Raw genomic sequence first — 25,890 nt, forward strand, 5'->3', positions numbered from 1 at the left:
AAAAAAGCCGCGAGATGATCGCGGCTTTTTTGTATCTGCAGGAAGCGGCTTAGTAACTGCTCTCCGGCAAACTCGCAATGATCGAGCGATAACTGTTCATCCGTTGCTGTTGCACGCGACCCTCTTCCAGTGCCTTGAGCAATGCGCAACCCGGCTCGCGGTCGTGCTTGCAGTCGCGGAAGCGGCAGGTGCCGATCAGGTCGTTGAACTCGATGAAGCCGGCTTCGACGTCGGCGCGGCTGACGTGGCCGAGGCCGAACTCACGAATACCCGGGGAGTCGATCAGCTCTCCGCCACCGGGGAAGTGGAACAACCGCGCGGTGGTGGTGGTGTGAGTGCCCTGGCCGGACAGCTCGGACAACGGGCCGACGCGGGTGTCGACTTCCGGCAGCAGGCTGTTGACCAGCGACGACTTGCCGACGCCGGACTGGCCGACGAACACGCTGATGCGCCCGTCCAGCTGTTCCTGAAGTTGTTCCATGCCATTGCCATGGTGCGCCGACACTTCGAGGACCGGATAACCCAGCGTGCGGTAAACCGCGAGCAAGGCATTCAGCGCCGGGGCGTTCTGCTCGTCGATCAGGTCGAATTTGTTGAGCAGCAGCAGCGGCCGAATCCCGGCATGCTCCGCCGCGACCAGATAGCGGTCGATCAGGTTGGCGTGAGGCTCGGGCAGTGGCGCGAAGACGATGACGATCATGTCGACGTTGGCGGCTACGGGCTTGAGCTGGCCACGGCTGTCCGGACGGCAGAGTTCGGTCTTGCGCGGCAGTTGCGCCACGATCACACCGATGCCCTGGTTGCCGGCACGCCAGACCACCTGATCGCCGGTCACCAGCGCCGGCAGGTTGGCACGCAAGTGGCAGCGGAACACCTGTCCGGCCAAATCGCCATCGAGGGCTTCGACTTCGACCTGCACACCGAAGTGCGCGATCACCAGGCCGGTCTGTTCCGGACCCAGGTCGCCACCTTCGAGTGCCTCGACAGCCGAGGACTCGCGTTTGGCGGCGCGTGCAGCGCGTTCGCCCTGAATCTTTTCGATGCGCCAGTTTTGACGACGATTGAGTTGGCGTTTGGCCATGGGTGTTCCGTATCAAGAATGCAGCGATTAGGTAAAACGGCCGCGAGTTTAGCACGCCCGGCCACCGGCCTAGGCTAAACTGCGCAGCATTGCCTAGGAGCCGACACATGCAAAACCCGCAGAATCTGATCTGGATCGACCTGGAAATGACCGGTCTGAACCCTGATACCGACGTCATCATCGAGATGGCCACCATCGTCACCGACAGCGATCTGAACACCTTGGCCGAAGGGCCGGTGATCGCGATCCATCACAGTGATGAAATCCTCGCCGGCATGGACGAGTGGAACACCCGTCAACACGGCGGTTCGGGCCTGACCCAGCGCGTGCGCGACAGCCGCATCAGCATGGCCGAAGCGGAAGCCGAGACCATTGCCTTCCTGGAGAAGTGGGTGCCGAAGGGCAAGTCGCCGATCTGTGGCAACAGCATTTGCCAGGACCGTCGCTTCCTTTATACCCACATGAAATCCCTGGAAAGCTATTTCCACTACCGCAACCTCGACGTCTCGACCCTGAAAGAACTGGCCGCTCGCTGGGCGCCAGACGTGCGCGACAGCTTCAAGAAAGGCAGCACCCACCTGGCGTTGGACGACATCCGCGAATCCATCGCCGAGTTGCAGCATTACCGCAAGCATTTCATCAAGTTCTGATTGGCGGCGGAGGGCTTTTGTGGCGAGGGAGCTTGCTCCCGCTCGGCTGCGAAGCAGTCGCAACCCAGTCGATGCGGTACATCTGAAAGAGCAAGGTGTCTGGTTTTGGGGCCGCGTCGCCGCCCAGCGGGAGCAAGTGTCCTCGCCACAGGTACTCAGTGTCTGTTCTTGCCCTCTTTTGGTGCCGGGACTAAATGGCTAGACTGCGCGCCTTCCTGCAAGGACCGCCACCATGTTGCTGATGCTTTACCTGATCGCCATTACCGCCGAAGCCATGACCGGTGCCCTGTCTGCCGGTCGTCGGGGCATGGACTGGTTCGGCGTGGTGCTGATCGCCTGCATCACGGCGTTGGGCGGTGGTTCGGTGCGTGACGTGCTGCTCGGCCATTACCCGCTGACGTGGGTGAAACACCCGGAATACCTGGTGCTGACATCGATTGCAGCCATGTTCACGGTCTTCGCTGCGCGCTGGATGCGTCACTTGCGCTCACTGTTTCTGGTGCTCGACGCCGTGGGCCTGGTGGCGTTCACCCTGATCGGCTGCATGACTGCCCTGGAAATGGGCCACGGCATGCTGGTGGCCTCGGTCAGCGGCGTGATCACCGGGGTATTCGGCGGTATCCTGCGCGACATCTTCTGTAACGACATCCCGCTGATCTTCCGTCGCGAACTCTACGCCAGCGTGTCGTTCGCGGCGGCGTGGTGCTACATGCTGTGCCTGTATTTGAACGTGCCGGGAGAACAGGCAATTCTGATCACCCTGTTCGGCGGCTTCCTGCTGAGGTTGTTGGCGATTCGTTTCCACTGGGAAATGCCGAAATTCGTTTATAACGACGAAGCCTGACGTTCGGCGTGTTGCTTCAACGCCCATTCCACATGCTCGCGAACCAGTTCCGACGGATACTCGCGCCGCGCCTTCAACGCTTCCAGCACCGGAATGCTCGACGGCGCATTCCCCAGGCCCACCGCCAGATTCCGCAACCAGCGCTCATAACCGGCACGCCGTAACGGCGAGCCTTCAGTGCTGCTGAGGAACTTGTCTTCGTCCCACATAAACAGCTCCGCCAGTTCGGCGTTGTCCAGATTGTGCCGTGGCTTGAAGTCGTTTTCGCCGGACGGGCGAGCGAAGCGGTTCCAGGGGCAGACGATCTGGCAGTCGTCGCAGCCGAAGACCCGATTGCCGATCAATGGCCGCAAGTCTTCGGGGATCGCGCTTTTCAGTTCGATGGTCAGGTAGGAAATGCAGCGACGGGCATCCAGCACATAAGGGCCGACAAAGGCGTTGGTCGGGCAGATGTCGAGGCACGCGGTGCAGCGGCCGCAATGTTCGGTGCTGTGGGGCGGGTCGATGGGCAGCGGCAAGTCGACAAACAGCTCACTGAGGAAGAAATAACTGCCGGCCTTGCGATTCAAGACCAGGGTATTTTTGCCGATCCATCCAAGGCCCGCCTGTTCCGCAATGGCTTTTTCCAGCACCGGCGCACTGTCGACAAACGCGCGGTAGCCGAACGGGCCGATGACCGCCTGAATCTTTTCTGCCAGTTGTTGCACACGTTTACGGATCAATTTGTGGTAATCGCGGCCCAAGGCATAACGCGACACGTAGGCTTTTTCCGGTTGGGCGAGGCGTTTGGCCATTTCAGTATCACCCGGCAGGTAATCCATGCGCAGGGACACCACCCGAAGCGTACCGGGCACGAGCTCTTCCGGGTGTGAGCGTTTAGTGCCGTGGGCACCCATGTAGTCCATTTCGCCGTGGTAGCCGGCCGCAAGCCAGCGCTCCAGGTGCTGCTCATGCTCGGCCAGGTCCAGGCCGCTGATGCCGACTTGCTGAAAGCCCAGCTCGCGGCCCCAGTCCTTGATGGATTGGGCGAGGGCGGGCAGGTCTGTGGTAATAGCAGGCATGAGGCGAGAGAAACCGGAGCTGAGGTGCGTATAATTCTGCCAGACATCGGAGCCCGAAGACGCATGCCGCACACTAAAGATGATTTACCCGACGCGCTGTACAGCGCCGCACAAGTGCGAGCCCTCGATGCGAGCCTGATTGCGGCGGGTACGCCGGGCTTCGAATTGATGCACCGTGCAGCACGGGCGACCTGGCGTGCGCTGGTCCGACAGTGGCCGACGGCCAACGAGCTGACGGTAGTCGCCGGTCAAGGCAATAACGCCGGTGATGGCTATCTGGTGGCGGTGTTGGCCCGGCGTGCCGGTTGGCATGTGCGCGTATTGGCGGCGGGTGATCCTCAGCGTTTGCAGGGCGATGCCGGGTTGGCCCACGCCGAGGCCCTGTCCGAAGGCGTTGCCGTTCAAGCCTGGAGCGCGCAATCCGATTTGCGCGGTGTCGTGTTGGACGCCTTGCTGGGCACCGGTCTGACAGGCGAGGTGCGAGAGCCTTACGCCAGTGTCATCGCCGCGATCAATGCCAGCGATCTGCCGGTTGCTGCCGTGGACATTCCTTCGGGACTGTGTGCCGATACAGGGCGTGTGCTCGGCGTGGCCGTTCGGGCGAATCTGACCGTGACCTTCATCGGTTTGAAGTTGGGACTGTTCACGGGCGAAGCGGCGGACGTGGTGGGTGAGTTGGTTTTCAATGATCTGCAGGCTTCTCCCGAGTCGTACAACGGGATTGGCGTCAGTGCGCGTCGCCTGACGGCCGGCAAATTGCCGCGTTTGGCGGATCGCGCGCCGACTGCCCATAAAGGCAAATTCGGCCATGTTTTGTTGATCGGCGGGGATCGCGGCTTTGGCGGTGCCATTTTGTTGAGCGCGCAAAGTGCCCTGCGCAGTGGGGCCGGCATGGTTTCGGTGGCCACCCGCAGCGAGCATGTGCCCGCAGCACTCGCCCGAATCCCCGAAGCCATGGTAGTGGGCACTTCGTCAGCCAATCAGTTGATGGGATTGCTGCAAAAGGTTTCCGTGCTGGTAGTGGGGCCGGGCCTGGGGCAGGCTTCGTGGGGGCGCAGTCTGTTGTCGGCGGCGGCCAATGCGCCGTTGCCGCAGGTATGGGACGCCGACGCGCTGAACCTGCTGGCCGAACAACATGTGAGCTTGCCCATGGACTGCGTGATCACCCCGCATCCAGGGGAGGCGGCGCGGTTGCTCGGGATAAGTACCGCTGAAGTTCAGGCTGACCGTCCGTCCGCCGCTCACGCATTGAGCAAAAAATACACAGCTGTCGTGATTCTGAAAGGCGCCGGCAGCCTGATCGCCAGTCCCGACGGGCGCCTGGCGTTGTGTCATCAAGGCCACCCGGCCATGGCCACCGCTGGTCTGGGCGATGTGCTGGCTGGATTGGTTGGCGCATTGCTGGCGCAAGGCATGAATGCGTACGACGCCGCTTGCCTGGCGGTCTGGCTGCACGCCAATGCCGGTGCGCAACAAGGTAAATCGGGCCGTGGGCTGGCGGCCAGTGATCTGATTCCAGCCATTCGTCAGTTGTTGGAGGAGCAAGCACCGTGTCTGAAGTAACCCTGTACCTGGCTGATGAAGAGGCGATGACCGCATTTGGCGAGCGCATCGCAAAAACCACTCAAGGGCACGGTTTGATTTTTCTGGAAGGGGATCTGGGGGCGGGCAAGACCACGCTGTCGCGGGGCATCATCCGGGGCCTGGGGCATGTAGGCGCGGTTAAAAGTCCGACCTTCACGCTGGTCGAGCCCTACGAGATCGGTGACATCCGCGCCTTCCATTTCGATCTCTATCGCTTGGTCGACCCTGAAGAACTGGAGTACCTCGGCATCCGCGACTACTTCGAAGACGACGCGTTATGCCTGATCGAATGGCCCCGCAAAGGTGCAGGCTTTTTGCCAAAGCCCGACCTGACCATTACCATTAGCCCGCAAGGCAGCGGGCGTTCGCTGAAAATTTTGTCCCAGGGCTCGCGTGGCGAGTCGTGGTGTGCCGCTTTGGCATTGGAATCCAATTAAATGATGGGGTCAGGTATGCGCTTTCGCGCGATGGTAGCTGCCGTAGGGATGTTGTTTTTGGCGGTGACCGTCGACGCTGTGGCTGAAACAAAGGTCAACAGCGTTCGCCTGTGGCGGGCGCCGGACAACACACGGTTGGTGTTCGACCTGACCGGGCCGGTGCAGCACAGCGTTTTCACCCTGACATCCCCGGATCGACTGGTTATCGACATCAATGGCGCGTCCCTCGGCGCACCACTGAACGTCAATGCTTCGAATACGCCCATCACCGCCATGCGCTCGGCCCAACGCACGCCGACCGACTTGCGTGTGGTCATCGACCTGAAAAAAGCCGTCACGCCCAAAAGCTTCACCCTGGCGCCGAACGCCCAGTACGGCAATCGCCTGGTGGTCGATCTGTTCGATAACGCCGCCGACGCTGCGCCGATCCCGCCGCCGACCAACGTGGCGACCGTGGCACCGGTCCCTGTCACACCGGTAGATCCACCGGTCAAATTGCCGCCCGCTCCGGCTGGCAAGCGCGACATCATCGTGGTCATCGATGCCGGCCATGGCGGTGAAGACCCGGGCGCCTCCGGCTCTCGCGGCCAGCGTGAAAAAGACGTGGTGCTGGCCATCGCCCGCGAATTGCAGCGTCAGGTCAACGGCATGAAGGGCTTCCGCGCCGAACTGACCCGCACCGGTGACTACTTCATCCCGTTGCGTGGCCGTACCGAAATCGCCCGTAAGAAGGGCGCCGACCTCTTTGTCTCCATCCACGCCGACGCCGCGCCTTCGGCGGCTGCGTTCGGTGCGTCGGTGTTCGCCTTGTCTGATCGCGGCGCCACGTCTGAAACAGCCCGCTGGCTGGCCGACAGCGAAAACCGTTCCGACTTGATCGGCGGTGCCGGCAACGTCAGCCTCGACGACAAGGACCGAATGCTCGCAGGCGTTCTGCTCGACCTGTCGATGACCGCGTCCCTGACCTCCAGCCTGAACGTTGGCCAAAAAGTGCTGAGCAACATCGGTCGCGTGACGCCACTGCACAAACAGCGCGTGGAACAAGCCGGTTTCATGGTGCTGAAATCGCCGGACATCCCGTCGATCCTGGTGGAAACCGGATTCATCTCCAACGCCAACGAAGCGTCGAAACTCGCGGCGGCCAGCCACCAGCAAGCGCTGGCGCGCTCGATCAGCAGCGGCGTGCGTCAGTTCTTCCAGCAGAATCCACCGCCGGGCACTTACATTGCCTGGTTGCGTGATTCCGGCAAGATCGCCCAGGGCCCACGGGATCACCGGGTCAACCCGGGCGAAACCCTGGCGATGATTGCCGTGCGTTATCAGGTGTCCCCGGCCACCTTGCGCAGTGCCAACAATCTCAAAAGTGACGAGCTGAAAATCGGTCAGACCCTGACTATTCCCGGCACTGAACTGGCGTCCAAAGAATGAATCAGGCCGTGATCAACAGCGCTCGCATCGAGCTCCTCAGCCCGCGACTGGCGAACCAGATTGCCGCCGGTGAGGTGGTTGAGCGTCCCGCTTCGGTGATCAAGGAGTTGCTGGAAAACAGCCTCGACTCCGGCGCCAGGCGCATCGATGTCGATGTCGAGCAGGGCGGCGTCAAGCTGCTGCGGGTGCGCGACGATGGCAGCGGCATTTCTGCCGATGACCTGCCTCTGGCCCTGGCGCGACACGCCACCAGCAAGATCCGCAACCTGGAAGATCTCGAACAGGTCATGAGCCTCGGGTTTCGCGGTGAAGCACTCGCCTCGATCAGCTCCGTGGCGCGCCTGACCCTGACGTCCCGCACCCGCGATGCCGATCAGGCCTGGCAGGTTGAAACCGAAGGCCGGGACATGGCGCCCCGCGTGCAACCGGCCGCTCACCCGGTGGGTACTTCGGTGGAAGTGCGTGACCTGTTTTTCAACACTCCGGCGCGGCGCAAATTCCTCAAGACCGAAAAAACCGAATTCGATCACCTCCAGGAAGTGATCAAGCGTCTGGCCCTGGCGCGCTTCGACGTGGCGTTCCATTTGCGCCACAACGGCAAAACCATCCTCAGCCTGCACGAAGCCCATGATGACGCGGCCCGTGCGCGGCGAGTGGCGGCGATTTGCGGTTCGGGTTTTCTCGAACAGGCGCTGCCGATCGAGATCGAGCGCAATGGTCTGCATTTATGGGGTTGGGTTGGCTTGCCGACGTTCAACCGCAGCCAGGCGGACTTGCAGTATTTCTTCGTCAACGGCCGTGCCGTACGCGACAAACTGGTGGCTCACGCGGTGCGCCAGGCGTATCGCGACGTGCTGTTCAATGGTCGGCACCCGACGTTCGTGCTGTTTTTCGAAGTCGATCCGGCCGGTGTCGACGTCAACGTGCACCCGACCAAACACGAAGTACGCTTCCGTGACGGACGGATGGTTCACGATTTTCTTTATGGCACCTTGCACCGCGCTTTGGGCGATGTACGGCCGGATGATCATTTGGCGGCGCCGGTGGCGACGGCCATTGTTCGCCCGACCGGCATCGATGCGGGGGAATTCGGTCCCCAAGGCGAAATGCGCCTGGCGGCCAATGCGCTGCTGGAACAGCCTCAGGCACAACCGTCATTCAACACCGCTGCGGGTTCCGGCGCTGGCGCCGGTTATCAGTATCAGTACACGGCGCGTCCCCAGTCGGGCGTGCCTGCGGCTGAAGCCCAGGCGGCGTATCGTGAATTTTTTGCGCCGTTGCCTGAAGCCAACGCCGTCGCACTTCCGGCCGGTCAGGACGATATTCCTCCGCTGGGTTATGCGCTGGCGCAGCTCAAAGGCATCTACATTCTTTCGGAAAACGCCCAGGGCCTGGTGCTGGTGGACATGCACGCCGCGCACGAGCGGATCATGTACGAACGCCTGAAAGTCGCCATGGCCAGCGAAGGCCTGAGCGGTCAACCGCTGTTGGTGCCGGAGTCTTTGGCTGTGAGCGAGCGCGAAGGTGACTGCGCCGAAGAAAACGTCGCGTGGTTCCAGCGTCTGGGCTTTGAATTGCAGCGTCTGGGCCCGGAAACGCTGGCCATCCGGCAGATTCCAGCCTTGCTCAAGCAGGCGGAAGCCAATCGATTGGTGAGCGACGTGTTGTCGGATTTGATGGAATACGGCACCAGCGACCGGATTCAGGCGCACCTGAACGAATTGCTCGGCACCATGGCCTGCCACGGCGCGATTCGGGCGAATCGGCGTCTGGCCCTGCCGGAAATGAACGGTCTGCTGCGTGATATGGAAAACACCGAGCGCAGCGGTCAATGTAACCATGGCCGGCCGACCTGGACCCAATTGGGCCTGGACGATCTGGACAAACTGTTCCTGCGCGGTCGTTGATGAGCCAGCTCCCTCCTGCGATTTTCCTGATGGGCCCGACAGCAGCGGGCAAGACCGACCTGGCCATCGAGCTCACCAAAGTCTTGCCTTGCGAGTTGATCAGTGTCGATTCGGCGCTGGTCTATCGCGGCATGGACATCGGCACCGCCAAGCCCTCGAAAGAGATTCTGGCCGAATTCCCCCACCGTCTGATCGACATTCTCGATCCGGCAGAGAGCTATTCCGCTGCGGATTTCCGCCGTGACGCCCTCGAAGCCATGGCCGACATCACCGCACGCGGCAAAATTCCGCTGCTGGTGGGTGGCACAATGCTCTATTACAAGGCTTTGGTTGAAGGTCTGGCGGACATGCCAGCCGCGGATCCTGAAGTCCGCGCGCAGATTGAAGAAGAAGCCGCACGCCTTGGCTGGCAAGCCCTGCATGACCAATTGGCACTCATCGACCCGCAATCCGCGGCACGTATTCACCCGAACGATCCCCAGCGCCTGAGTCGAGCACTGGAAGTTTATCGCGTCAGTGGTCAGAGCATGACCGAGCTGCGGCAGCGACAAAGTGCGCAAAGTACTGAAGCAGCCGCTTCGGGACTGCAACAATTGCCCTATACTGTCGCGAACTTGGCCATTGCTCCGGCAAATCGCCAGGTACTGCACGAGCGAATTAAACAAAGATTCACTTTAATGTTGGAACAGGGATTCATTGACGAGGTCGTAGCCCTGCGTGAGCGAAGTGACCTGCATTCAGGGTTGCCGTCTATACGTGCGGTAGGCTACCGACAAGTCTGGGACTACCTGGATGGCAAGCTGACGCAAGCCGAGATGCAGGAGCGTGGAATCATTGCCACGCGCCAATTGGCAAAGCGTCAGTTCACCTGGCTGCGCAGTTGGGCTGATTTACACTGGCTGGACAGCCTGGATTGCGACAATCTGCCGCGCGCCTTGAAATACCTGGGGACCATCTCCATATTGAGCTGAGTCCTTGCAATTGCCGTCTATCCTTGGGGGTGTGACGGCCACAAGCCATCTGTTTACCTATTTTTTTATATTGAATCCTTAAAGGAGTGCGGCACATGTCAAAAGGGCATTCGCTACAAGACCCTTACTTGAATACTTTACGTAAAGAGAAAGTTGGGGTGTCGATCTACCTGGTCAACGGGATCAAACTGCAAGGCACGATCGAGTCTTTCGACCAGTTCGTTATCCTGCTGAAAAACACCGTCAGCCAGATGGTTTACAAACACGCTATCTCTACAGTGGTGCCGGTTCGTCCAATTCGTCTGCCTAGCGCAACCGAATCCGAGGCAGGCGACGCTGAGCCAGGTAACGCCTGATAGGAGTCTCCTTTGTTCTTTGAGCGCCACGGTGGTGGTGAGCGAGTGATCCTCGTTCACTTGGATGGACAGGACCCTGAGGCGCGCGAAGACCCGCAGGAGTTTCAGGAATTGGCTAATTCGGCCGGCGCCGAGACCGTTGCGTTTTTTAACGTGCCGCGTCATCGGCCAACCGCCAAATACCTGATCGGTAGCGGCAAGGTCGAGGAACTACGCGACCTGGTCCATGCCGAAAAGGCAGATCTGGTGATCTTCAATCACATCCTCACGCCCAGTCAGGAACGTAACCTCGAACGTGTTTTCGAGTGTCGCGTGATCGACCGCACCGGCCTGATTCTCGATATTTTCGCCCAGCGCGCCCGTACCCATGAAGGCAAGCTCCAGGTAGAACTGGCCCAGCTTGACCACATGAGTACCCGTCTGGTTCGTGGCTGGACTCACCTTGAACGTCAAGGTGGCGGTATCGGCATGCGTGGCCCGGGTGAAACCCAGCTGGAAACTGACCGCCGCTTGCTGCGGGTTCGCCTGCGACAGATCAAGGGCCGGTTGGAAAAAGTGCGCAGCCAGCGCGAACAGTCGCGACGTGGTCGTACGCGTGCGGATATCCCTACCGTGTCTTTGGTGGGGTATACCAACGCCGGTAAATCCACTCTCTTCAATAACTTGACGAAATCCGACGTGTACGCGGCTGACCAGTTGTTTGCCACGCTGGACCCGACCTTGCGCCGTCTGGAACTGGACGACCTGGGGCCGATTGTCCTGGCTGACACTGTGGGTTTCATTCGCCACTTGCCCCACAAGCTGGTCGAGGCATTTCGGTCTACCCTCGAAGAGTCGAGCAACTCCGACCTGCTGTTGCACGTGATCGACGCGGCCGAACCGGATCGCATGTTGCAGATCGAGCAGGTGATGGTGGTGCTGGGCGAGATTGGTGCCCAGGACTTGCCGATCCTCGAGGTCTATAACAAACTCGATTTGCTTGAAGGCGTTGAACCACAAATCCAGCGCGACGAAAACGGCAAGCCTCAACGGGTCTGGCTGTCGGCGCGTGATGGCAGTGGTCTGGAACTGCTTGAACAAGCCATTGCCGAGTTGCTGGGCAGTGAGTTGTTTATCGGTACCTTGCGCTTGCCGCAACGATTCGCTCGCCTGCGTGCGCAGTTCTTCGAACTCGGAGCGGTGCAGAAAGAAGAACACGACGAAGAAGGTGTCAGCTTGCTGGCCGTTCGATTGCCGCGCTCGGAGCTCAATCGGCTGGTCAGCCGTGAAGGCGTTGTGCCGACAGAGTTCATCGAGCAACACACTTTGCAATAAAAGCCTGAGAAAGCGGTTGTGCCGTGGTGACAGGCATTCTGTAGCATTGGTCGGCGCGCCGTGGGTGCGTCTTTGCTTTATCAGATGGAGAGCGCTATGGCTTGGAATGAGCCGGGTGGCAACTCGAACAATCAGGATCCTTGGGGTGGCAAGCGCCGCAATAACGGCGACCGCAAGGGACCACCGGATCTCGACGAGGCCTTCCGAAAGCTGCAGGAAAGCCTGAATGGGTTGTTCGGTGGTGGTAAGAAACGTGGTGACGACGGCGGTGGTTCGGGCAAGAGTGGCGGCTTCGGCGGCCTGCTCGGCATCGGCCTGGTCGTATTGGCGGCCGTGTGGCTGTACAGCGCGGTCTACGTGGTCGACGAGCAGGAGCAAGCCGTGGTGCTTCGCTTCGGCAAGTACTATGAAACCGTCGGCCCGGGCCTGAACATCTATTTCCCGCCGCTCGATCGAAAGTACCTGGAAAACGTCACGCGTGAGCGTGCCTATACCAAGCAGGGTCAAATGCTGACTGAAGACGAAAACATCGTCGAAGTGCCGCTGACCGTGCAGTACAAGATCAGCAACCTGCAGGACTTCGTGCTGAGCGTAGACCAGCCGGAAATCAGTTTGCAGCACGCGACTGAAAGTGCCTTGCGCCATGTGGTGGGTTCCACTGCGATGGACCAGGTGCTGACCGAAGGTCGTGAATTGATGGCCAGTGAAATCAAGGAGCGTCTGCAACGCTTCATGGATACATACCGCACCGGCATCACCATTACCCAGGTCAACGTACAGAACGCAGCGGCACCGCGTGAAGTGCAGGAAGCTTTCGATGACGTGATTCGCGCCCGTGAAGACGAGCAGCGTTCGCGCAACCAGGCTGAAACCTACGCCAACGGCGTCGTGCCGGAAGCCCGTGGCCAGGCCCAGCGCATCCTTGAAGATGCCAATGGTTACCGCGATGAAACCGTCTCGCGCGCCAAGGGTGAGGCCGATCGCTTCACCAAACTGGTCGCCGAGTATCGCAAGGCACCTGAAGTCACCCGCGAGCGTCTGTATCTGGACACCATGCAGGAAGTCTTCAGCAATACCAGCAAGGTTCTCGTGACCGGCAACAAGAATGGCCAGAGCAATCTGCTGTACTTGCCGCTGGACAAGATGGTCGAAAGTGGTCGCAACACCAGCACGTCCGTGCCTGGCGCGGCTGCCACCAGCAATGAAGCGAATGCACGTGCGGCAGCTGATCTGCAGCAACAGCCAGCACGTACCAGGGAGAGTCGCTGATGAGCAATAAATCGCTGATCACCCTTATTGTCGTCGTCGTTGTAGCGATCGCAGCCTGGAACTGCTTCTACATCGTGGCTCAGACCGAGCGTGCGGTGCTGCTGCAATTTGGTCGTGTGGTTCAGGCCGATGTTCAGCCTGGCCTGCATGTGAAAGTGCCTTACGTTAACCAGGTGCGTAAATTCGACGCGCGTCTGATGACGCTGGATGCACCGACACAACGCTTCCTGACGCTGGAAAAGAAAGCGGTCATGGTCGATGCCTACGCCAAGTGGCGGGTGAAGGACGCCGAGCGCTTCTACACCGCAACTTCCGGTCTCAAGCAGATCGCTGACGAGCGTCTTTCCCGTCGTCTGGAGTCGGGCCTGCGTGACCAGTTTGGTAAGCGCACGCTGCATGAAGTGGTTTCTGGTGAGCGCGACGCGTTGATGTCCGATATCACTGCCTCGTTGAACACGATGGCGGAAAAAGAGCTGGGCATCGAAGTGGTCGATGTTCGGGTCAAGGCCATCGATCTGCCGAAAGAAGTAAATCGCAGTGTGTTCGAGCGCATGAGTTCCGAGCGTGAGCGTGAAGCTCGCGAGCACCGCGCCAAGGGTAACGAGCTGGCGGAAGGCATTCGTGCCGACGCCGATCGTCAACGCCGCGTGCTGCTGGCTGAAGCCTATCGTGAATCCGAAGAGGTTCGCGGTGATGGCGATGCCCAGGCCGCTGCGATCTACTCCAAGGCCTACGGCCAGGATCAGGAGTTCTACGGTTTCTACCGTAGCCTGCGCGCCTACCGTGAAAGCTTCGCGAACAAATCCGACGTCATGGTCCTGGACCCAAGCAGCGACTTCTTCCGTTACCTGGAAAAAGCCAAGCCTTGATACGACGTTGACCTGAATCATCCCCCGCCTGGCGGCTAAAGCCTCGGGCGGGGTGATCCTTTGGGAAAACGTGTGTATGATGCGGCAGCCGGGAAATTCCCGGCTTTTTTGCGTCTGCACGTTTGATTGCTGTTGTTTATGCAGGCGCCCGAGTCGAATGACTCGACAGGTTTTTCGAGGAAAGTGATTGGCGAAGCTTATTTTCAGGCTTTTCGCCGCGTTGTTCATGCGTGGCTTGTCAACAAGGCCGATCATTTTCTGCTTCACTCAAGGCTCGCCCAAAGGCTGGCCGCCCGGACCATAGGGGAATGGCGTAATGGCAACGGTAGACCGCTGGCTGCTGCCAGATGGCATCGAAGAAGTACTGCCACCGGAAGCGGCGCGCATTGAAGTCGCGCGTCGTCAGGTGTTGGATCTGTTCCAGAGCTGGGGTTACGAGTTTGTCGTGACTCCCCATATCGAGTACCTGGAATCCCTGCTGACCGGTGCCGGCCAGGACCTCGATCTGCGTACCTTCAAGGTCATCGACCCGCAATCGGGTCGGCAGATGGGTTTCCGTGCCGACATCACGCCGCAAGTGGCGCGCATCGACGCGCACACCCTGCGTCGCGAAGGTCCGAGCCGCCTGTGCTATGCCGGCAGCGTGCTGCACGCTCAGCCACGCGCCTTGTCGTCCTCGCGCAGCCCGATTCAGCTGGGCGCCGAGTTGTACGGCGATGCCAGCCCGAGCAGCGACGTGGAAGTCATCAGTCTGATGCTGGCCATGCTGCAACTGGCCGATGTGCCGGATGTGCACATGGACCTCGGTCATGTGGGGATCTACCGCGGCCTGGCCCGCGCGGCCGGTTTGTCCGGTGAAGTTGAACAACAGTTGTTCGATGCGTTGCAACGCAAGGCCATCGACGAGGTCATTACCTTGACCGAAAGCTTGCCTGCCGATCTGTCGGGCATGCTGCGGGCGTTGGTTGACCTGTGTGGCGGCCGTGAAGTGCTGGAAGCTGCGCGCGTACGTCTGGCAGATGCACCGGCGCCAGTGTTGGCGGCTCTGGATGACTTGCTGGCGATTGCCGAGCGTCTGTCCACGCGTTTCCCTGAATTGCCGCTTTACTTCGACCTTGGCGAGTTGCGCGGCTACCACTACCACACCGGTGTGGTGTTCGCGGTGTTCGTGCCGGGCGTTGGCCAGTCCATTGCCCAGGGCGGTCGTTACGACGACATCGGCGCCGACTTCGGTCGTGCCCGTCCGGCAACCGGCTTCTCTACCGATTTGAAAACCCTGGTGACCCTGGGGCGTGCTGACATCGAGCTACCGTCTGGCGGTATCTGGATGCCTGACAGTACGGATGCGGCACTCTGGCAGCAGGTTTGCCAGTTGCGCAGTGAGGGTCAGCGTGTCGTTCAGGCCTTGCCTGGACAACCTTTGGCCGCCGCCCGTGAAGCGGACTGCGACCGGCAATTGATTCAGCAGAACGGGCTTTGGCAAGTATCGCCACTGGCTTCTTGAGTTTTCCTGTCGGCCCGTGGCCGGCACCAAGTTTGCGCGAATGAGGACAAGTGTTATGGGTAAGAATGTCGTAGTCCTGGGCACCCAATGGGGTGATGAGGGCAAAGGCAAGATCGTTGATCTGCTGACCGAACATGCTGCCGCCGTAGTGCGCTACCAGGGTGGCCACAACGCTGGCCACACCCTGGTGATCGATGGCGAAAAAACTGTCTTGCACCTGATCCCGTCGGGTGTACTGCGCGAAGGCGTGCAGTGCCTGATCGGCAACGGCGTGGTGGTTGCACCGGACGCCTTGCTGCGCGAGATCGTCAAGCTGGAAGAGAAAGGCGTGCCGGTGCGTGAGCGCCTGCGTATCAGCCCGTCCTGCCCGCTGATCCTGTCCTTTCACGTTGCGCTGGACCAGGCCCGTGAAAAGGCCCGTGGCGAGCTGAAGATCGGTACCACCGGTCGCGGCATCGGCCCGGCCTACGAAGACAAGGTTGCTCGTCGTGGCCTGCGTGTTGGCGACCTGCTCAACATGCCGCGCTTTGAAGACAAACTGCGTGAACTGGTGGATTACCACAACTTCATGCTGGTGGGTTACTACAAAGAGCCAGCCATCGAATTCGACAAAACCCTGGCCGAATGCAAAGCATACGCTGAGCTGCTCAAGCCGCTGATGCTGGACGTGACGGCCGAGCTGCACGATCTGCGTCGCGCAGGCAAAGACATCATGTTTGAAGGCGCCCAGGGTTCGTTGCTGGACATCGACCACGGTACCTATCCGTACGTGACCAGTTCTAACACCACCGCTGGCGGCGTTGCTACCGGTTCGGGTGTTGGCCCGATGTTCCTGGACTACATCCTGGGCATCACCAAGGCTTACACCACGCGTGTAGGCTCGGGTCCATTCCCGACTGAACTGTTCGACGAAGTCGGTGCGCACCTGGCCAAACAAGGTCACGAGTTCGGCGCGACGACCGGCCGTGCCCGTCGTTGTGGCTGGTTCGACGCCGTTATCCTGCGTCGCGCTATCGATGTGAACAGCATCTCGGGCATCTGCCTGACCAAGCTGGACGTGCTCGACGGTCTGGAAACCATCAACATCTGCGTCGGCTACAAAGATGCAGAAGGTAAAGTTGTTGCCCCGACTGATGCTGACAGCTACGTGGGTCTGCAGCCTGTGTACGAAGAAGTGCCGGGCTGGACCGAGTCGACCGTGGGTGCCAAAACCCTGGAAGAGTTGCCAGCGAACGCACGTGCCTACATCAAGCGTGTTGAAGAGCTGATCGGTGCGCCGATTGACATTATTTCGACGGGCCCGGATCGCAACGAAACCATCGTTCTGCGTCACCCGTTCGCTTAATAAGCCGTTGATGTAAAACACAAAGGGCCCTTAATCGGGCCCTTTGTCGTTTTTGCCTGTTGGACGGCATGACCTTTGCTGTGATCTTCATTAAGAGCACGTCTTCTGGCGTGCCATCAATTTAATGGCGTCCAGGCAGAGGGATATCAAGTGTCGGCGGTTCTCTCATTGTTACAAAGCCGTCTATTGCGGCCGGTGTTCGTTACCCTTGGTATCGCCCTTTTGGTGCAGGTGCTGGTGGCTGTTGCTCTGACTCGAAGCACAGTGACTGCACTGGAAGCCGATCTGGGTGTGCGCCTTGGGGCGGACAGTCAAAAGCTCTCTGGTGAGCTGGAGCAGGCAGGGCGTGAAGTCACGTCGAGCCTCGACAACCTCTCCACCAGTACACGCCAGCGCCTCACGGCCGGTTTGTCCTCGAAGCTGGAGGAAGAACAGGCTCAGCTGCGTGCCACGCTGGAAAAGGATCTGAAGGATTCCGCCAATGATATGGCGCAGCTCCTGGCCTCGGTCGCACCCCGCGCCATGTGGGACAGCGACGTGCCAACCCTGTCCGAATTCGCCCGCCGCGCCCAGCGCAATCCGAACGTGCTGTTCGTGGTTTATGACGACGCAACGGGGCAGCATCTGACGCGCTACCTCAATCGCGAAAACCCGATCAACAAGGCCCTTCTGGAGAAAGGCCAGGGCGAGCGCGCACTGGACAAAGTGCTGGATGCGGCGAAGAACGATCCTTCGGTCTACTACCTCGAAGCCTCGATCAACCCAAATGGCGTGGAAATCGGCAAGGTTTTGATGGGCGTTTCCACCGCCTCGGTGGAAACCGATCTGGCCGCGTTGGACAAGCGCTTCTCGGCGCTGATCGCCAGCAGTGATCAACTGGTCGGCGATAGCCTCAAAGGTGCGGCAGCTGACAGCGCCACCGCGATGCGGGCTCGCCTGACCTCCGCTCAGTCGACCGCCTCGGAAATGAAAGCCAACACCACCAGTACCGTGCAGGAAGCTGCAGCGACCTTGCGCTGGCGCATCGGCATGGGTCTGGCGCTTGTGGGTTTCGGCGTACTGCTGTTGCTGGCCGTGGTCCTGGGTCGTCGTGTGGTCAACCGCTTGAAGATGCTGATTGCCGCGATGGACGACCTGGCGGCAGGCGAGGGTGATCTGACCAAGCGCGTGCAGATCAACAGCAAGGACGAGATTGGCGACATGGCGTCGGCGGTCAATCGCTTTGTGGACAAGTTGCAACCCATCGTGCGTGAGGCGGGCGATGTGGCCCAGCGCACGGGCGTTGAAATTGGCGCCATGACCTTGCGTAACGCTGGTGCCGACGCGGCCGCGGGCATGCAGCGTGACGAGGTTGCCGAAAGTCTGCGCGCGTTGTCGCAGATGGCTGATGAAGCGCAGTCTGAAAGTCATGCCATGCAGGCAGCCTTGCAGCAGGTGGTGGACATCCGTTCTGCGACCGATGAAAACACCCGGACCTCGGCGAAAGTCGGCAGCTTGATCGAGGCGTTGGCCGGACAGGTCGATACCGGGGCGAAAGTCATCGAGCGACTGGCGCAGCAGAGTGAACAGATTGAAGTGGTGCTCACCGTGATTCACGGGATCGCCGAGCAGACCAACCTGCTGGCGCTGAACGCTGCCATTGAAGCAGCGCGTGCCGGCGAGACCGGCCGCGGCTTTGCCGTAGTGGCGGACGAAGTACGGGCATTGGCGAGCAAGACCCAGAGTTCCACGGGCGACATTCAGGCGCACATCGTGGCCTTGCAGCAAGGTGCACGTGAGGCGGTTGCCGCGATCGGTCAGGCCGGGCGTCAGGCCAGCGAAGGTCTGCTGGTATTGCGTGACAGTGCGCGGTTGCAGCAGTCGGTGCAGGTGTCGGTCGAGCAGGTGCATGCGGCCATTGGCCTGGCAACGCAGGCAGCAGCGCATCAGGCGCAAGGCGCGCAGGCGGTGCGGGGTCGGGTTGAAACCATTCACGCGCAGGCTGAGAAAGCAGCTCAGGCGGTGGTGGAGACTACGGCGAGCGGCAAGGTGCTGGACGGGTTGGCAGCGCAGTTGAAGGCGAGCCTGGGGCAGTTCAGGGCCTGATAAGGTCTGAAGATCAAGAGATCGCAGCCTTCGGTAGCTCCTGCACAGGAATATGCGTTTCCCTGTAGGAGCTGCCGAAGGCTGCGATCTTTTTTGCTTTGTTAGCGGCTCAGGTACATTCGCGTTGTAAGCAGATAAACCGGTAGCCCCGACACCAATATCAACAACGCCGCATAAGGCGCCGCCGCCGCAAACTCTACGTTCGCGGTATGCGCCCAAACTTCCGTCGCCAACGTATTAAGTCCGGTCGGACTCAGCAGCAACGTCGCCGTCAGCTCCTTCATCGCGTCCAGAAACACCAGCGCAAACGCCGCGCCGAGTGCCGGGAAAATAATCGGCAGGGTCACCCGGCAAAACGCACTGAAGGATGAGGCCCCCAGCGTGCGAGCCGCCTCTTCCAGCTGCGGCGCAGCCTTGTTCAATGCCGTACGAATCGGCGCCTGAGCCAGCGGCAGAAACAGCAGCGCATAAGCGATCAGCAGCAACGCCGAGGTCTGGTACAGCACCGGCACGTAGTGCAGCGCGAAATACACCAGCGTCAGCGCAATCACCAGTCCTGGCAGCGCATGCAGGAGATACGGCAATCGCTCGGCCCAGATCGCCAGTTGGCCTTTGTAGCGCACCACCAACAAGCCCACCGGCACCGCCAGCACCAGGCACAACGCTGCGCCACCCAGCGATAGCGCCAGAGAAGAAAGCAGTGCCTCGCTGATCGCTGCCACCGGGAACGCCGCTGAAGAACCGACCGCCAGCCAGTACGCCAGCATCCCCAAGGGAATCCCGCTGCCGATGATCGCCAGTGCCAGGCAATAAATTTGTCCGGCGACAGCCCAGGGCCCTAATCGAACCTGTTCCGCTTGTCGTGCGGCGCCCTGGCCGGTGCGCACGTGCCGGCCTTTACCGCGGACTCGCAGTTCAAGCCATAGCAGCATCAGGCATAGCGCGAGCAACACAGCGGAAAGCATCGCCGCGTTGGCGTTGCTGAATTCCAGTTCGAACTGCTGATAGATCGCCGTGGTGAATGTCTGCAAGCCGATGATCGACAGCGCACCGAATTCCACGAGCATGTGCAGGGCAATCAGCAACGAGCCGGCAAGCAGCGACGGCCAGAGCAGTGGCAGGGTGATTTTGAAGAATACACCCCAGCGATTCTGTCCAAGCGTCCGTGCGGACTCCTCGAGAGAGGGGTCAAGATTGCGCAGGGTCGCCGCAACCGGTAAAAAAATCAGCGGATACTTGGACAGGGTCATCACCAGGATCGCCCCGCCCAAACCTTCGAAGTGGGCGCTCAACGAAACCCAGGTGAAGCTGCTGACAAAGGCCGGCACCGCGAACGGCAGGCACAGGATCACGCCCCACAAACGCCGTCCGGGCAAGTTGCTGCGCTCAAGCAGCCAGGCCAGCGAGAGGCCGATCACGCCACAGGCAACCGTCACGCCCACCATCAATGCCAGGGTATTGCGCAGCAGGCCGAACACATAAGGTCGCCACAACAGATGCAGTGCCTCGGCCCAGCCGGCCTGCCAGGTCTTGAGCCCGACGTATGCCAGCGGTAAAAGACTGAGCACCACCAGCAGCAAAACCGGTAACAACAGCCAGATCGAAGGCCGCTTGCGCCGTGGCACGTAAGCCCCGCGAGACGCAGGGGCTGATAACGATGCGCCCATCAGTTCAAGCCAACGTCACGTTCCAGGTCCAGGGCTTCTTCGGCGTTGCCAAGGTCGGCCGGCGTGACTTTCGGCGCTTGCAGTTCGCTGAACGGCTTGAGGCCGCGATCCGATTGCATGCCTTTGTGCAGCGGGTATTCGGCGGTGGTCTGGGTGATCACGCGCTGACCTTCTTCGCTGGCCATGTAGGCGAGGAATTGCTGGGCTTCTTTTGGGTGTTTGCTGGATTTCAGGACGGCAGCGCTGGAAACGGTGATCAGTCCGCCGACGTCGCCGCCGGTGAAGTAGTGCAGTTTCGAGTCGAGCTGGCCTTTTTCACGCTGCAAGGCGAACCAGTAGTAATTGTTCACCAGCACGGTGGCGACTTCGCCGTTTTCCACGGCTTTCAGCGCCACCATGTTATTGCTGTAAGTCTTGCCGAACGCACGCAGGCCGGTCAGCCATTCTTCGGCTGCGTCCATGCCGTGCACCTTGATGATCGCCACGGCTTGTTCCTGGAACGCGCCGCTGGTGGGCACGAAGCCGACCTTGCCTTGCCATTTCGGGTCGGAGAATTCCATCACCGATTTCGGCAGGTCTTTTTCATCGATGAGCTTGGGGTTGAATGCAACGACGCGGACTCGTGCAGTAATTCCGATCCAGGTGCCATTGCCGGCGACGTAGTCTTTGGGCAGGACGGCGAGGGTGGCGGCATCGGTTTGTGCCAGCAGGCCCTGTTCGCCCAGTTTGTTCAGCGGCGGCGATTCTTCGGTGTAGATCACGTCGGCGGGGGAGCGATCGCCTTCTTCGACGACCTGGCTGGCAAGCTGGTTGCTGCTGCCTTTGCGCACATTGACGTGGATGCCGGTCTTGGCTTCAAAGGCTTTGGCGACGGCGTCGCCGACTTCCTTGTGTTGGCCGTTATAGAGTGTCAGGGAAACTGGATCAGCCGCCTGGGTGAGGGAGGTGGCGAGTGCCAGGCCGAGCAGGGTGAAGGTCAGGCCGCGGCGCAGGGTATTTCGAAACATCATTCGCAGGGTTCCTCACTGTCGCATTGCAAAATCTTGCAACAATGATAAACGATATTGGTTCTCAAGTGCGCCTTGCGGCGCTGGAAGGGTTTTGCTAGAGGGGGCTGGTTCAGATCTGTGTGGCGAGGGAGCTTGCTCCCCTCGGCTGCCAAGCAGTCGTTGATCCTGAGCGCGCGGTGTCAATTTTGAAATAGGTCGGGAGCGCTTCGCTCTCCAGCGGGAGCAAGCTCCCTCGCCACAAAAGCCTTCATGTATTTTCGAAAGCCAGAAACGCAAAAACCCGCTTTCGCGGGTTTCTGTGAAATTCAAGGTCGTGACCTTGAATTTGAATTGGTGCCCAGAAGAAGACTCGAACTTCCACGACCTTGCGGTCACCAGCACCTGAAGCTGGCGTGTCTACCAATTTCACCATCTGGGCATAATCTTCAGCGTTGCCGCTGTTGATGTGGCGCACTATACGGAGAGCGTTTTGATCTGTAAACCCCTGATTTGGTTTTAATAAATCAGAAGCCTGGAATGCAAAAACCCGCTTTCGCGGGTTTTTGTGTGAGCCTTGAAATTGAACTAATCTCAAGCTCGAAATTGGTGCCCAGAAGAAGACTCGAACTTCCACGACCTTGCGGTCACCAGCACCTGAAGCTGGCGTGTCTACCAATTTCACCATCTGGGCAGTATCGACAGCGCTAGTGCGTCGTCGATGGCGCGCACTATACGGAGCGTCTTTTTAACTGTAAACCCCTGGCATCAAAAAAACCTGAAAAATATTACCAGTGGCATTCAAGTAAGCTTTTCGGTGTCGATAAAGGGCTTTAGATGGGCGCTCATAGCCTGAAATTTCCCGTTTCATTACGCCTATGCCAAACTAACCCGCATATAGACAAGGTGAAAACTCTCTAATGGCCGATTGGCAGTCCCTCGATCCCGAGGCCGCTCGTGAAGCGGAAAAATACGATAACCCTATTCCTAGCCGCGAACTGATCCTTCAGCACCTTGCTGATCGGGGTTCGCCTGCTAACCGCGAGCAACTGGTCGAAGAGTTTGGTCTGACCACAGAAGACCAGATCGAAGCCCTGCGCCGCCGCCTGCGCGCCATGGAGCGCGACGCTCAACTCATCTATACCCGTCGCGGCACCTATGCGCCGGTGGACAAGCTCGACCTGATCCTGGGCCGCATCAGCGGTCACCGTGACGGCTTCGGTTTCCTGGTCCCGGACGACGGCAGTGACGATCTGTTCATGAGCCCGGCGCAAATGCGTCTGGTGTTCGATGGTGACCGTGCCCTGGCGCGTGTTTCCGGCCTGGACCGTCGCGGTCGCCGTGAAGGCATGATCGTCGAAGTGGTCTCCCGCGCTCACGAAACCATCGTCGGCCGTTACTTCGAAGAGGGCGGTATCGGCTTCGTGGTGGCGGACAATCCGAAGATCCAGCAGGAAGTGCTGGTCACGCCGGGCCGCAATGCCAACGCCAAGATCGGTCAGTTCGTCGAAGTGAAGATCACTCACTGGCCGACCCCACGCTTCCAGCCGCAAGGCGACGTGGTCGAGGTCGTGGGCAACTACATGGCGCCGGGCATGGAAATCGACGTTGCCCTGCGCACCTACGATATTCCTCACGTCTGGCCTGAGGCGGTGCTCAAAGAAGCCGCCAAGCTCAAGCCTGAAGTTGAAGAGAAAGACAAAGAGAAGCGCATCGACCTGCGTCATCTGCCGTTCGTGACCATCGACGGTGAAGATGCGCGCGACTTCGATGACGCGGTTTACTGCGAAGCCAAGCCTGGCAAGCTGCGCCTGTTCTCCGGCGGCTGGAAGTTGTACGTGGCGATTGCCGACGTTTCCAGCTACGTGAAGATCGGTTCGGCACTGGATAACGAATCCCAGGTTCGCGGCAACTCCGTTTACTTCCCGGAGCGCGTCGTGCCGATGCTGCCCGAGCAGCTGTCCAACGGCCTGTGCTCGCTGAATCCGCACGTCGATCGCCTGGCCATGGTCTGCGAAATGACCATCTCCAAAACCGGTGAGATGACCGACTACTGCTTCTACGAAGCAGTTATTCACTCCCATGCCCGCCTGACCTACAACAAGGTCAGCGCGATGCTGGAAACGCCGAAACTCACCGAGGCGCGTCAGCTTCGTGGCGAGTACAACGACGTTCTGCCGCATCTGAAGCAGCTTTACTCACTGTACAAAGTGCTGCTGGCCGCTCGTCACGTGCGTGGCGCGATCGATTTCGAAACGCAGGAAACCCGGATCATCTTCGGGACCGAGCGCAAGATTGCCGAAATCCGCCCAACCGTTCGTAACGATGCGCACAAGCTGATCGAGGAATGCATGCTGGCGGCCAACGTGGCCACCGCCGAATTCCTGAAGAAGCACGAAATTCCTGCGCTGTATCGCGTCCACGATGGTCCGCCGCCGGAGCGTCTGGAAAAACTGCGTGCCTTCCTTGGTGAGCTCGGCCTGTCCCTGCACAAAGGCAAGGATGGCCCGTCGCCGAAGGATTACCAGGCCTTGCTGGCGAGCATCAAGGACCGTCCGGATTTCCATCTGATCCAGACCGTCATGCTGCGCTCGTTGAGCCAGGCGGTGTACAGCGCTGATAACCAGGGCCACTTCGGCCTGAATTATGAAGCCTATACCCACTTCACCTCGCCGATCCGTCGCTACCCGGACTTGCTCACGCACCGGGCGATCCGCAGCGTCATCCATTCCAAGCAGAACACCCCGCACGTTCGCCGTGCCGGCGCGATGACCATTCCGAAAGCGCGCATCTATCCGTACGACGAAGCGGCGCTGGAACAGCTCGGCGAGCAATGCTCTATGAGCGAACGCCGTGCCGACGAAGCGACCCGCGACGTGGTGAACTGGCTCAAGTGCGAGTTCATGAAAGATCGCGTGGGCGAATCGTTCCCGGGTGTGATCACTGCCGTGACCGGTTTTGGCCTGTTCGTCGAACTGACCGATATCTACGTCGAAGGCCTGGTGCACGTCACCGCGCTGCCGGGCGATTACTACCACTTCGACCCTGTGCACCATCGCCTCGCCGGTGAGCGTACCGGTCGCAGCTTCCGCCTTGGCGACACCGTTGAAGTGCGCGTGATGCGCGTCGACCTCGACGAGCGCAAGATCGACTTCGAGATGGCTGAAAAAACCATCAGCGCACCGATCGGCCGCAAGAAGCGCGGGACTGAAACCGCTGCACCTGCTGCGAAAACGGCTGCTGAGCCGGCGCCGGCGAAAACCGGTCGTCGTCCTGCCAAGGAAAAGGCGGTCGAAGCCTATCGCCCGAGCGATGCTGCGGCGAAAAACGCTGAGCTGCGTAAAAGCCGTGAACTGAAGCAGGCGTTGCTGTCTGAAGCGAAAAGCGGTGGTAAAGCGGCGTCTGGGGGAAAGACCGGGCGGTCGGCGCCTGACAAGGCTCCCGGCAGCAAGCCAAGCAAGCACCGTAAAGGCCCGCCGAAAGCGGGCTCGGCCCCAGCCAAAAGCGGCGGGGCGCGTAAACCTAAGGCCAAGTCATGAGTCAGTTGGAAAAAATCTACGGCGTACATGCGGTAGAAGCATTGCTGCGTCACCACCCGAAACGCGTCAAGCAGATCTGGCTGGCTGAAGGCCGCAGTGATCCGCGGGTTCAGACGCTGATCCAGCTCGCTGCGGAAAATCGCGTAGCTGTCGGCAACGCCGAGCGTCGTGAACTCGATGCCTGGGTTGAAGGTGTGCACCAGGGCGTGGTGGCGGACGTGAGCCCGAGCCAGGTCTGGGGTGAGGCGATGCTCGACGAGCTGCTCGATCGTACCGACGGGGCGCCGCTGCTGCTGGTGCTTGACGGCGTGACCGATCCGCACAACCTTGGCGCTTGCCTGCGTTCGGCCGATGCGGCCGGCGCGTTGGCGGTGATCGTTCCGAAAGACAAGTCGGCCACGCTGACCCCGACGGTACGAAAAGTGGCCTGTGGCGCAGCGGAAGTGATTCCGTTGGTCGCGGTGACAAACCTGGCGCGTACCCTGGAAAAGCTCAAGCAGCGCGGCTTGTGGGTCGTCGGTACGGCGGGCGAGGCTGAGCAGAGTCTGTATCAGCAAGACATGACCGGCCCGACCATTCTGATCATGGGCGCGGAAGGCAGCGGCATGCGTCGCCTGACTCGCGATCTTTGCGACTACCTGGTGCACCTGCCGATGGCCGGCAGCGTCAGCAGTCTCAACGTGTCCGTGGCGACTGGCGTTTGCCTGTTCGAAGCCCAGCGCCAGCGCAGCGTCAAGGCTGCAGCGGGCGGCAAAAAGTCTTAAAGCGGTTGTAATCCCTGTGGGAGCGGGCCTGCTCGCGATAGCGGTGTAACATTCAGCATAAATATTGAATGTTGCGTCCTCATCGCGAGCAAGCTCGCTCCCACAGTGGTTTGTGTCAGGGCGAAAAGGAACGGTGTGAACGAACTGTTCAAATAATCACCAATTGCCTTGCACCTCTTCTGTCCCTTCTCTACAATTGCGCCCCTTGCTGTGACGGCAGGCACGCATG

General features: G+C 60.1%; 20 protein-coding genes and 2 tRNA genes. 16 read left to right on the forward strand and 6 right to left on the reverse strand.

What is annotated here, in order from left to right; genetic code table 11:
- Positions 1-49: 49 nt before the first annotated feature.
- Positions 50-1,081 (reverse strand): small ribosomal subunit biogenesis GTPase RsgA, encoded by a 1,032-nt coding sequence (rsgA, locus tag ACM6I5_RS26955; RefSeq protein WP_017336245.1) that lies wholly within the window; start codon positions 1,079-1,081, stop codon positions 50-52.
- A 107-nt stretch (positions 1,082-1,188) separates the two neighbouring features.
- Here rsgA and orn point away from each other — a divergent pair, with 107 nt between their 5' ends.
- Positions 1,189-1,731 carry an oligoribonuclease gene (gene orn / locus ACM6I5_RS26960; protein ID WP_007995036.1) on the forward strand — a complete coding sequence of 181 codons (543 nt, stop codon included), beginning with the start codon at positions 1,189-1,191 and terminating at the stop codon, positions 1,729-1,731.
- Between the two features lie 232 nt (positions 1,732-1,963).
- Positions 1,964-2,575, forward strand: coding sequence for a trimeric intracellular cation channel family protein (locus tag ACM6I5_RS26965; protein ID WP_017336246.1), 612 nt, complete (start codon positions 1,964-1,966; stop codon positions 2,573-2,575).
- Here the strand turns inward: ACM6I5_RS26965 and queG are convergent.
- Positions 2,557-3,636 (reverse strand): tRNA epoxyqueuosine(34) reductase QueG, encoded by a 1,080-nt coding sequence (queG, locus tag ACM6I5_RS26970; protein ID WP_414885025.1) that lies wholly within the window; start codon positions 3,634-3,636, stop codon positions 2,557-2,559. The two genes, ACM6I5_RS26965 and queG, sit on opposite strands and share 19 nt — an antisense overlap.
- A 63-nt stretch (positions 3,637-3,699) precedes the next feature.
- Here queG and ACM6I5_RS26975 point away from each other — a divergent pair, with 63 nt between their 5' ends.
- From ACM6I5_RS26975 to ACM6I5_RS27030, 12 genes are all read left to right on the forward strand, one after another.
- Entirely contained in the window at positions 3,700-5,199 is a 1,500-nt protein-coding gene (locus ACM6I5_RS26975; RefSeq protein ID WP_017336248.1) for a bifunctional ADP-dependent NAD(P)H-hydrate dehydratase/NAD(P)H-hydrate epimerase, read from the forward strand.
- Positions 5,187-5,657, forward strand: a complete 471-nt coding sequence (tsaE, locus tag ACM6I5_RS26980) for a tRNA (adenosine(37)-N6)-threonylcarbamoyltransferase complex ATPase subunit type 1 TsaE (RefSeq protein ID WP_017336249.1) — start codon at positions 5,187-5,189, stop codon at positions 5,655-5,657. The genes ACM6I5_RS26975 and tsaE overlap by 13 nt, the downstream gene beginning before the upstream one ends.
- Before the next feature lie 48 nt (positions 5,658-5,705).
- Positions 5,706-7,085: an N-acetylmuramoyl-L-alanine amidase gene (locus tag ACM6I5_RS26985; RefSeq protein ID WP_414878231.1), complete on the forward strand. Its 1,380-nt coding sequence runs from the start codon at positions 5,706-5,708 to the stop codon at positions 7,083-7,085.
- On the forward strand, positions 7,082-8,992 hold the full coding sequence (gene mutL, locus ACM6I5_RS26990) for a DNA mismatch repair endonuclease MutL (RefSeq protein ID WP_017336251.1): 1,911 nt from the start codon (positions 7,082-7,084) through the stop codon (positions 8,990-8,992). Before ACM6I5_RS26985 ends, mutL begins: the two co-directional genes overlap by 4 nt.
- Positions 8,992-9,963 carry a tRNA (adenosine(37)-N6)-dimethylallyltransferase MiaA gene (gene miaA, locus ACM6I5_RS26995; RefSeq protein WP_017336252.1) on the forward strand — a complete coding sequence of 324 codons (972 nt, stop codon included), beginning with the start codon at positions 8,992-8,994 and terminating at the stop codon, positions 9,961-9,963. The genes mutL and miaA overlap by 1 nt, the downstream gene beginning before the upstream one ends.
- A 95-nt stretch (positions 9,964-10,058) precedes the next feature.
- Positions 10,059-10,319 carry an RNA chaperone Hfq gene (gene hfq, locus ACM6I5_RS27000; RefSeq protein ID WP_007902656.1) on the forward strand — a complete coding sequence of 87 codons (261 nt, stop codon included), beginning with the start codon at positions 10,059-10,061 and terminating at the stop codon, positions 10,317-10,319.
- Positions 10,320-10,331: 12 nt separating this feature from the next.
- Complete coding sequence (gene hflX / locus ACM6I5_RS27005; RefSeq protein WP_017336253.1) at positions 10,332-11,633, forward strand: ribosome rescue GTPase HflX; 1,302 nt, start codon at positions 10,332-10,334, stop codon at positions 11,631-11,633.
- Between the two features lie 96 nt (positions 11,634-11,729).
- Entirely contained in the window at positions 11,730-12,902 is a 1,173-nt protein-coding gene (gene hflK / locus ACM6I5_RS27010; RefSeq protein ID WP_017336254.1) for an FtsH protease activity modulator HflK, read from the forward strand.
- Positions 12,902-13,771 (forward strand): protease modulator HflC, encoded by an 870-nt coding sequence (hflC, locus tag ACM6I5_RS27015; protein WP_017336255.1) that lies wholly within the window; start codon positions 12,902-12,904, stop codon positions 13,769-13,771. The genes hflK and hflC overlap by 1 nt, the downstream gene beginning before the upstream one ends.
- A gap of 316 nt (positions 13,772-14,087) precedes the next feature.
- Positions 14,088-15,275: an ATP phosphoribosyltransferase regulatory subunit gene (locus ACM6I5_RS27020; RefSeq protein WP_414878173.1), complete on the forward strand. Its 1,188-nt coding sequence runs from the start codon at positions 14,088-14,090 to the stop codon at positions 15,273-15,275.
- A gap of 55 nt (positions 15,276-15,330) precedes the next feature.
- Entirely contained in the window at positions 15,331-16,620 is a 1,290-nt protein-coding gene (locus tag ACM6I5_RS27025; protein WP_017336257.1) for an adenylosuccinate synthase, read from the forward strand.
- A gap of 150 nt (positions 16,621-16,770) precedes the next feature.
- Entirely contained in the window at positions 16,771-18,705 is a 1,935-nt protein-coding gene (locus ACM6I5_RS27030) for a methyl-accepting chemotaxis protein (protein ID WP_017336258.1), read from the forward strand.
- 101 nt (positions 18,706-18,806) lie between these two features.
- Here the strand turns inward: ACM6I5_RS27030 and ACM6I5_RS27035 are convergent, their stop codons facing one another.
- The 4 genes from ACM6I5_RS27035 to ACM6I5_RS27050 form a co-directional block, all read right to left on the reverse strand.
- Complete coding sequence (locus ACM6I5_RS27035) at positions 18,807-20,372, reverse strand: ABC transporter permease (protein ID WP_414885026.1); 1,566 nt, start codon at positions 20,370-20,372, stop codon at positions 18,807-18,809.
- Positions 20,372-21,382 carry an extracellular solute-binding protein gene (locus ACM6I5_RS27040; RefSeq protein WP_414885027.1) on the reverse strand — a complete coding sequence of 337 codons (1,011 nt, stop codon included), beginning with the start codon at positions 21,380-21,382 and terminating at the stop codon, positions 20,372-20,374. The genes ACM6I5_RS27035 and ACM6I5_RS27040 overlap by 1 nt, the downstream gene beginning before the upstream one ends.
- A gap of 331 nt (positions 21,383-21,713) precedes the next feature.
- Positions 21,714-21,800: transfer RNA gene (locus ACM6I5_RS27045), tRNA-Leu, on the reverse strand.
- Positions 21,801-21,965: 165 nt separating this feature from the next.
- Positions 21,966-22,052 (reverse strand) — tRNA-Leu (locus tag ACM6I5_RS27050).
- Between the two features lie 226 nt (positions 22,053-22,278).
- On the opposite strand from ACM6I5_RS27050, the gene rnr reads away from it, so the two are divergent.
- Both rnr and rlmB read left to right on the forward strand, forming a co-directional pair.
- Positions 22,279-24,897, forward strand: coding sequence for a ribonuclease R (rnr, locus tag ACM6I5_RS27055; RefSeq protein ID WP_017336261.1), 2,619 nt, complete (start codon positions 22,279-22,281; stop codon positions 24,895-24,897).
- The gene (gene rlmB / locus ACM6I5_RS27060) at positions 24,894-25,661 is read left to right on the forward strand and encodes a 23S rRNA (guanosine(2251)-2'-O)-methyltransferase RlmB (RefSeq protein WP_017336262.1); all 768 of its coding nucleotides are present in this window, start codon (positions 24,894-24,896) and stop codon (positions 25,659-25,661) included. The genes rnr and rlmB overlap by 4 nt, the downstream gene beginning before the upstream one ends.
- Positions 25,662-25,890 lie beyond the last annotated feature (229 nt).

The organism is Pseudomonas sp. IT-P171 (assembly GCF_949767765.1).
Lineage (GTDB): Bacteria > Pseudomonadota > Gammaproteobacteria > Pseudomonadales > Pseudomonadaceae > Aquipseudomonas > Aquipseudomonas fluorescens_B.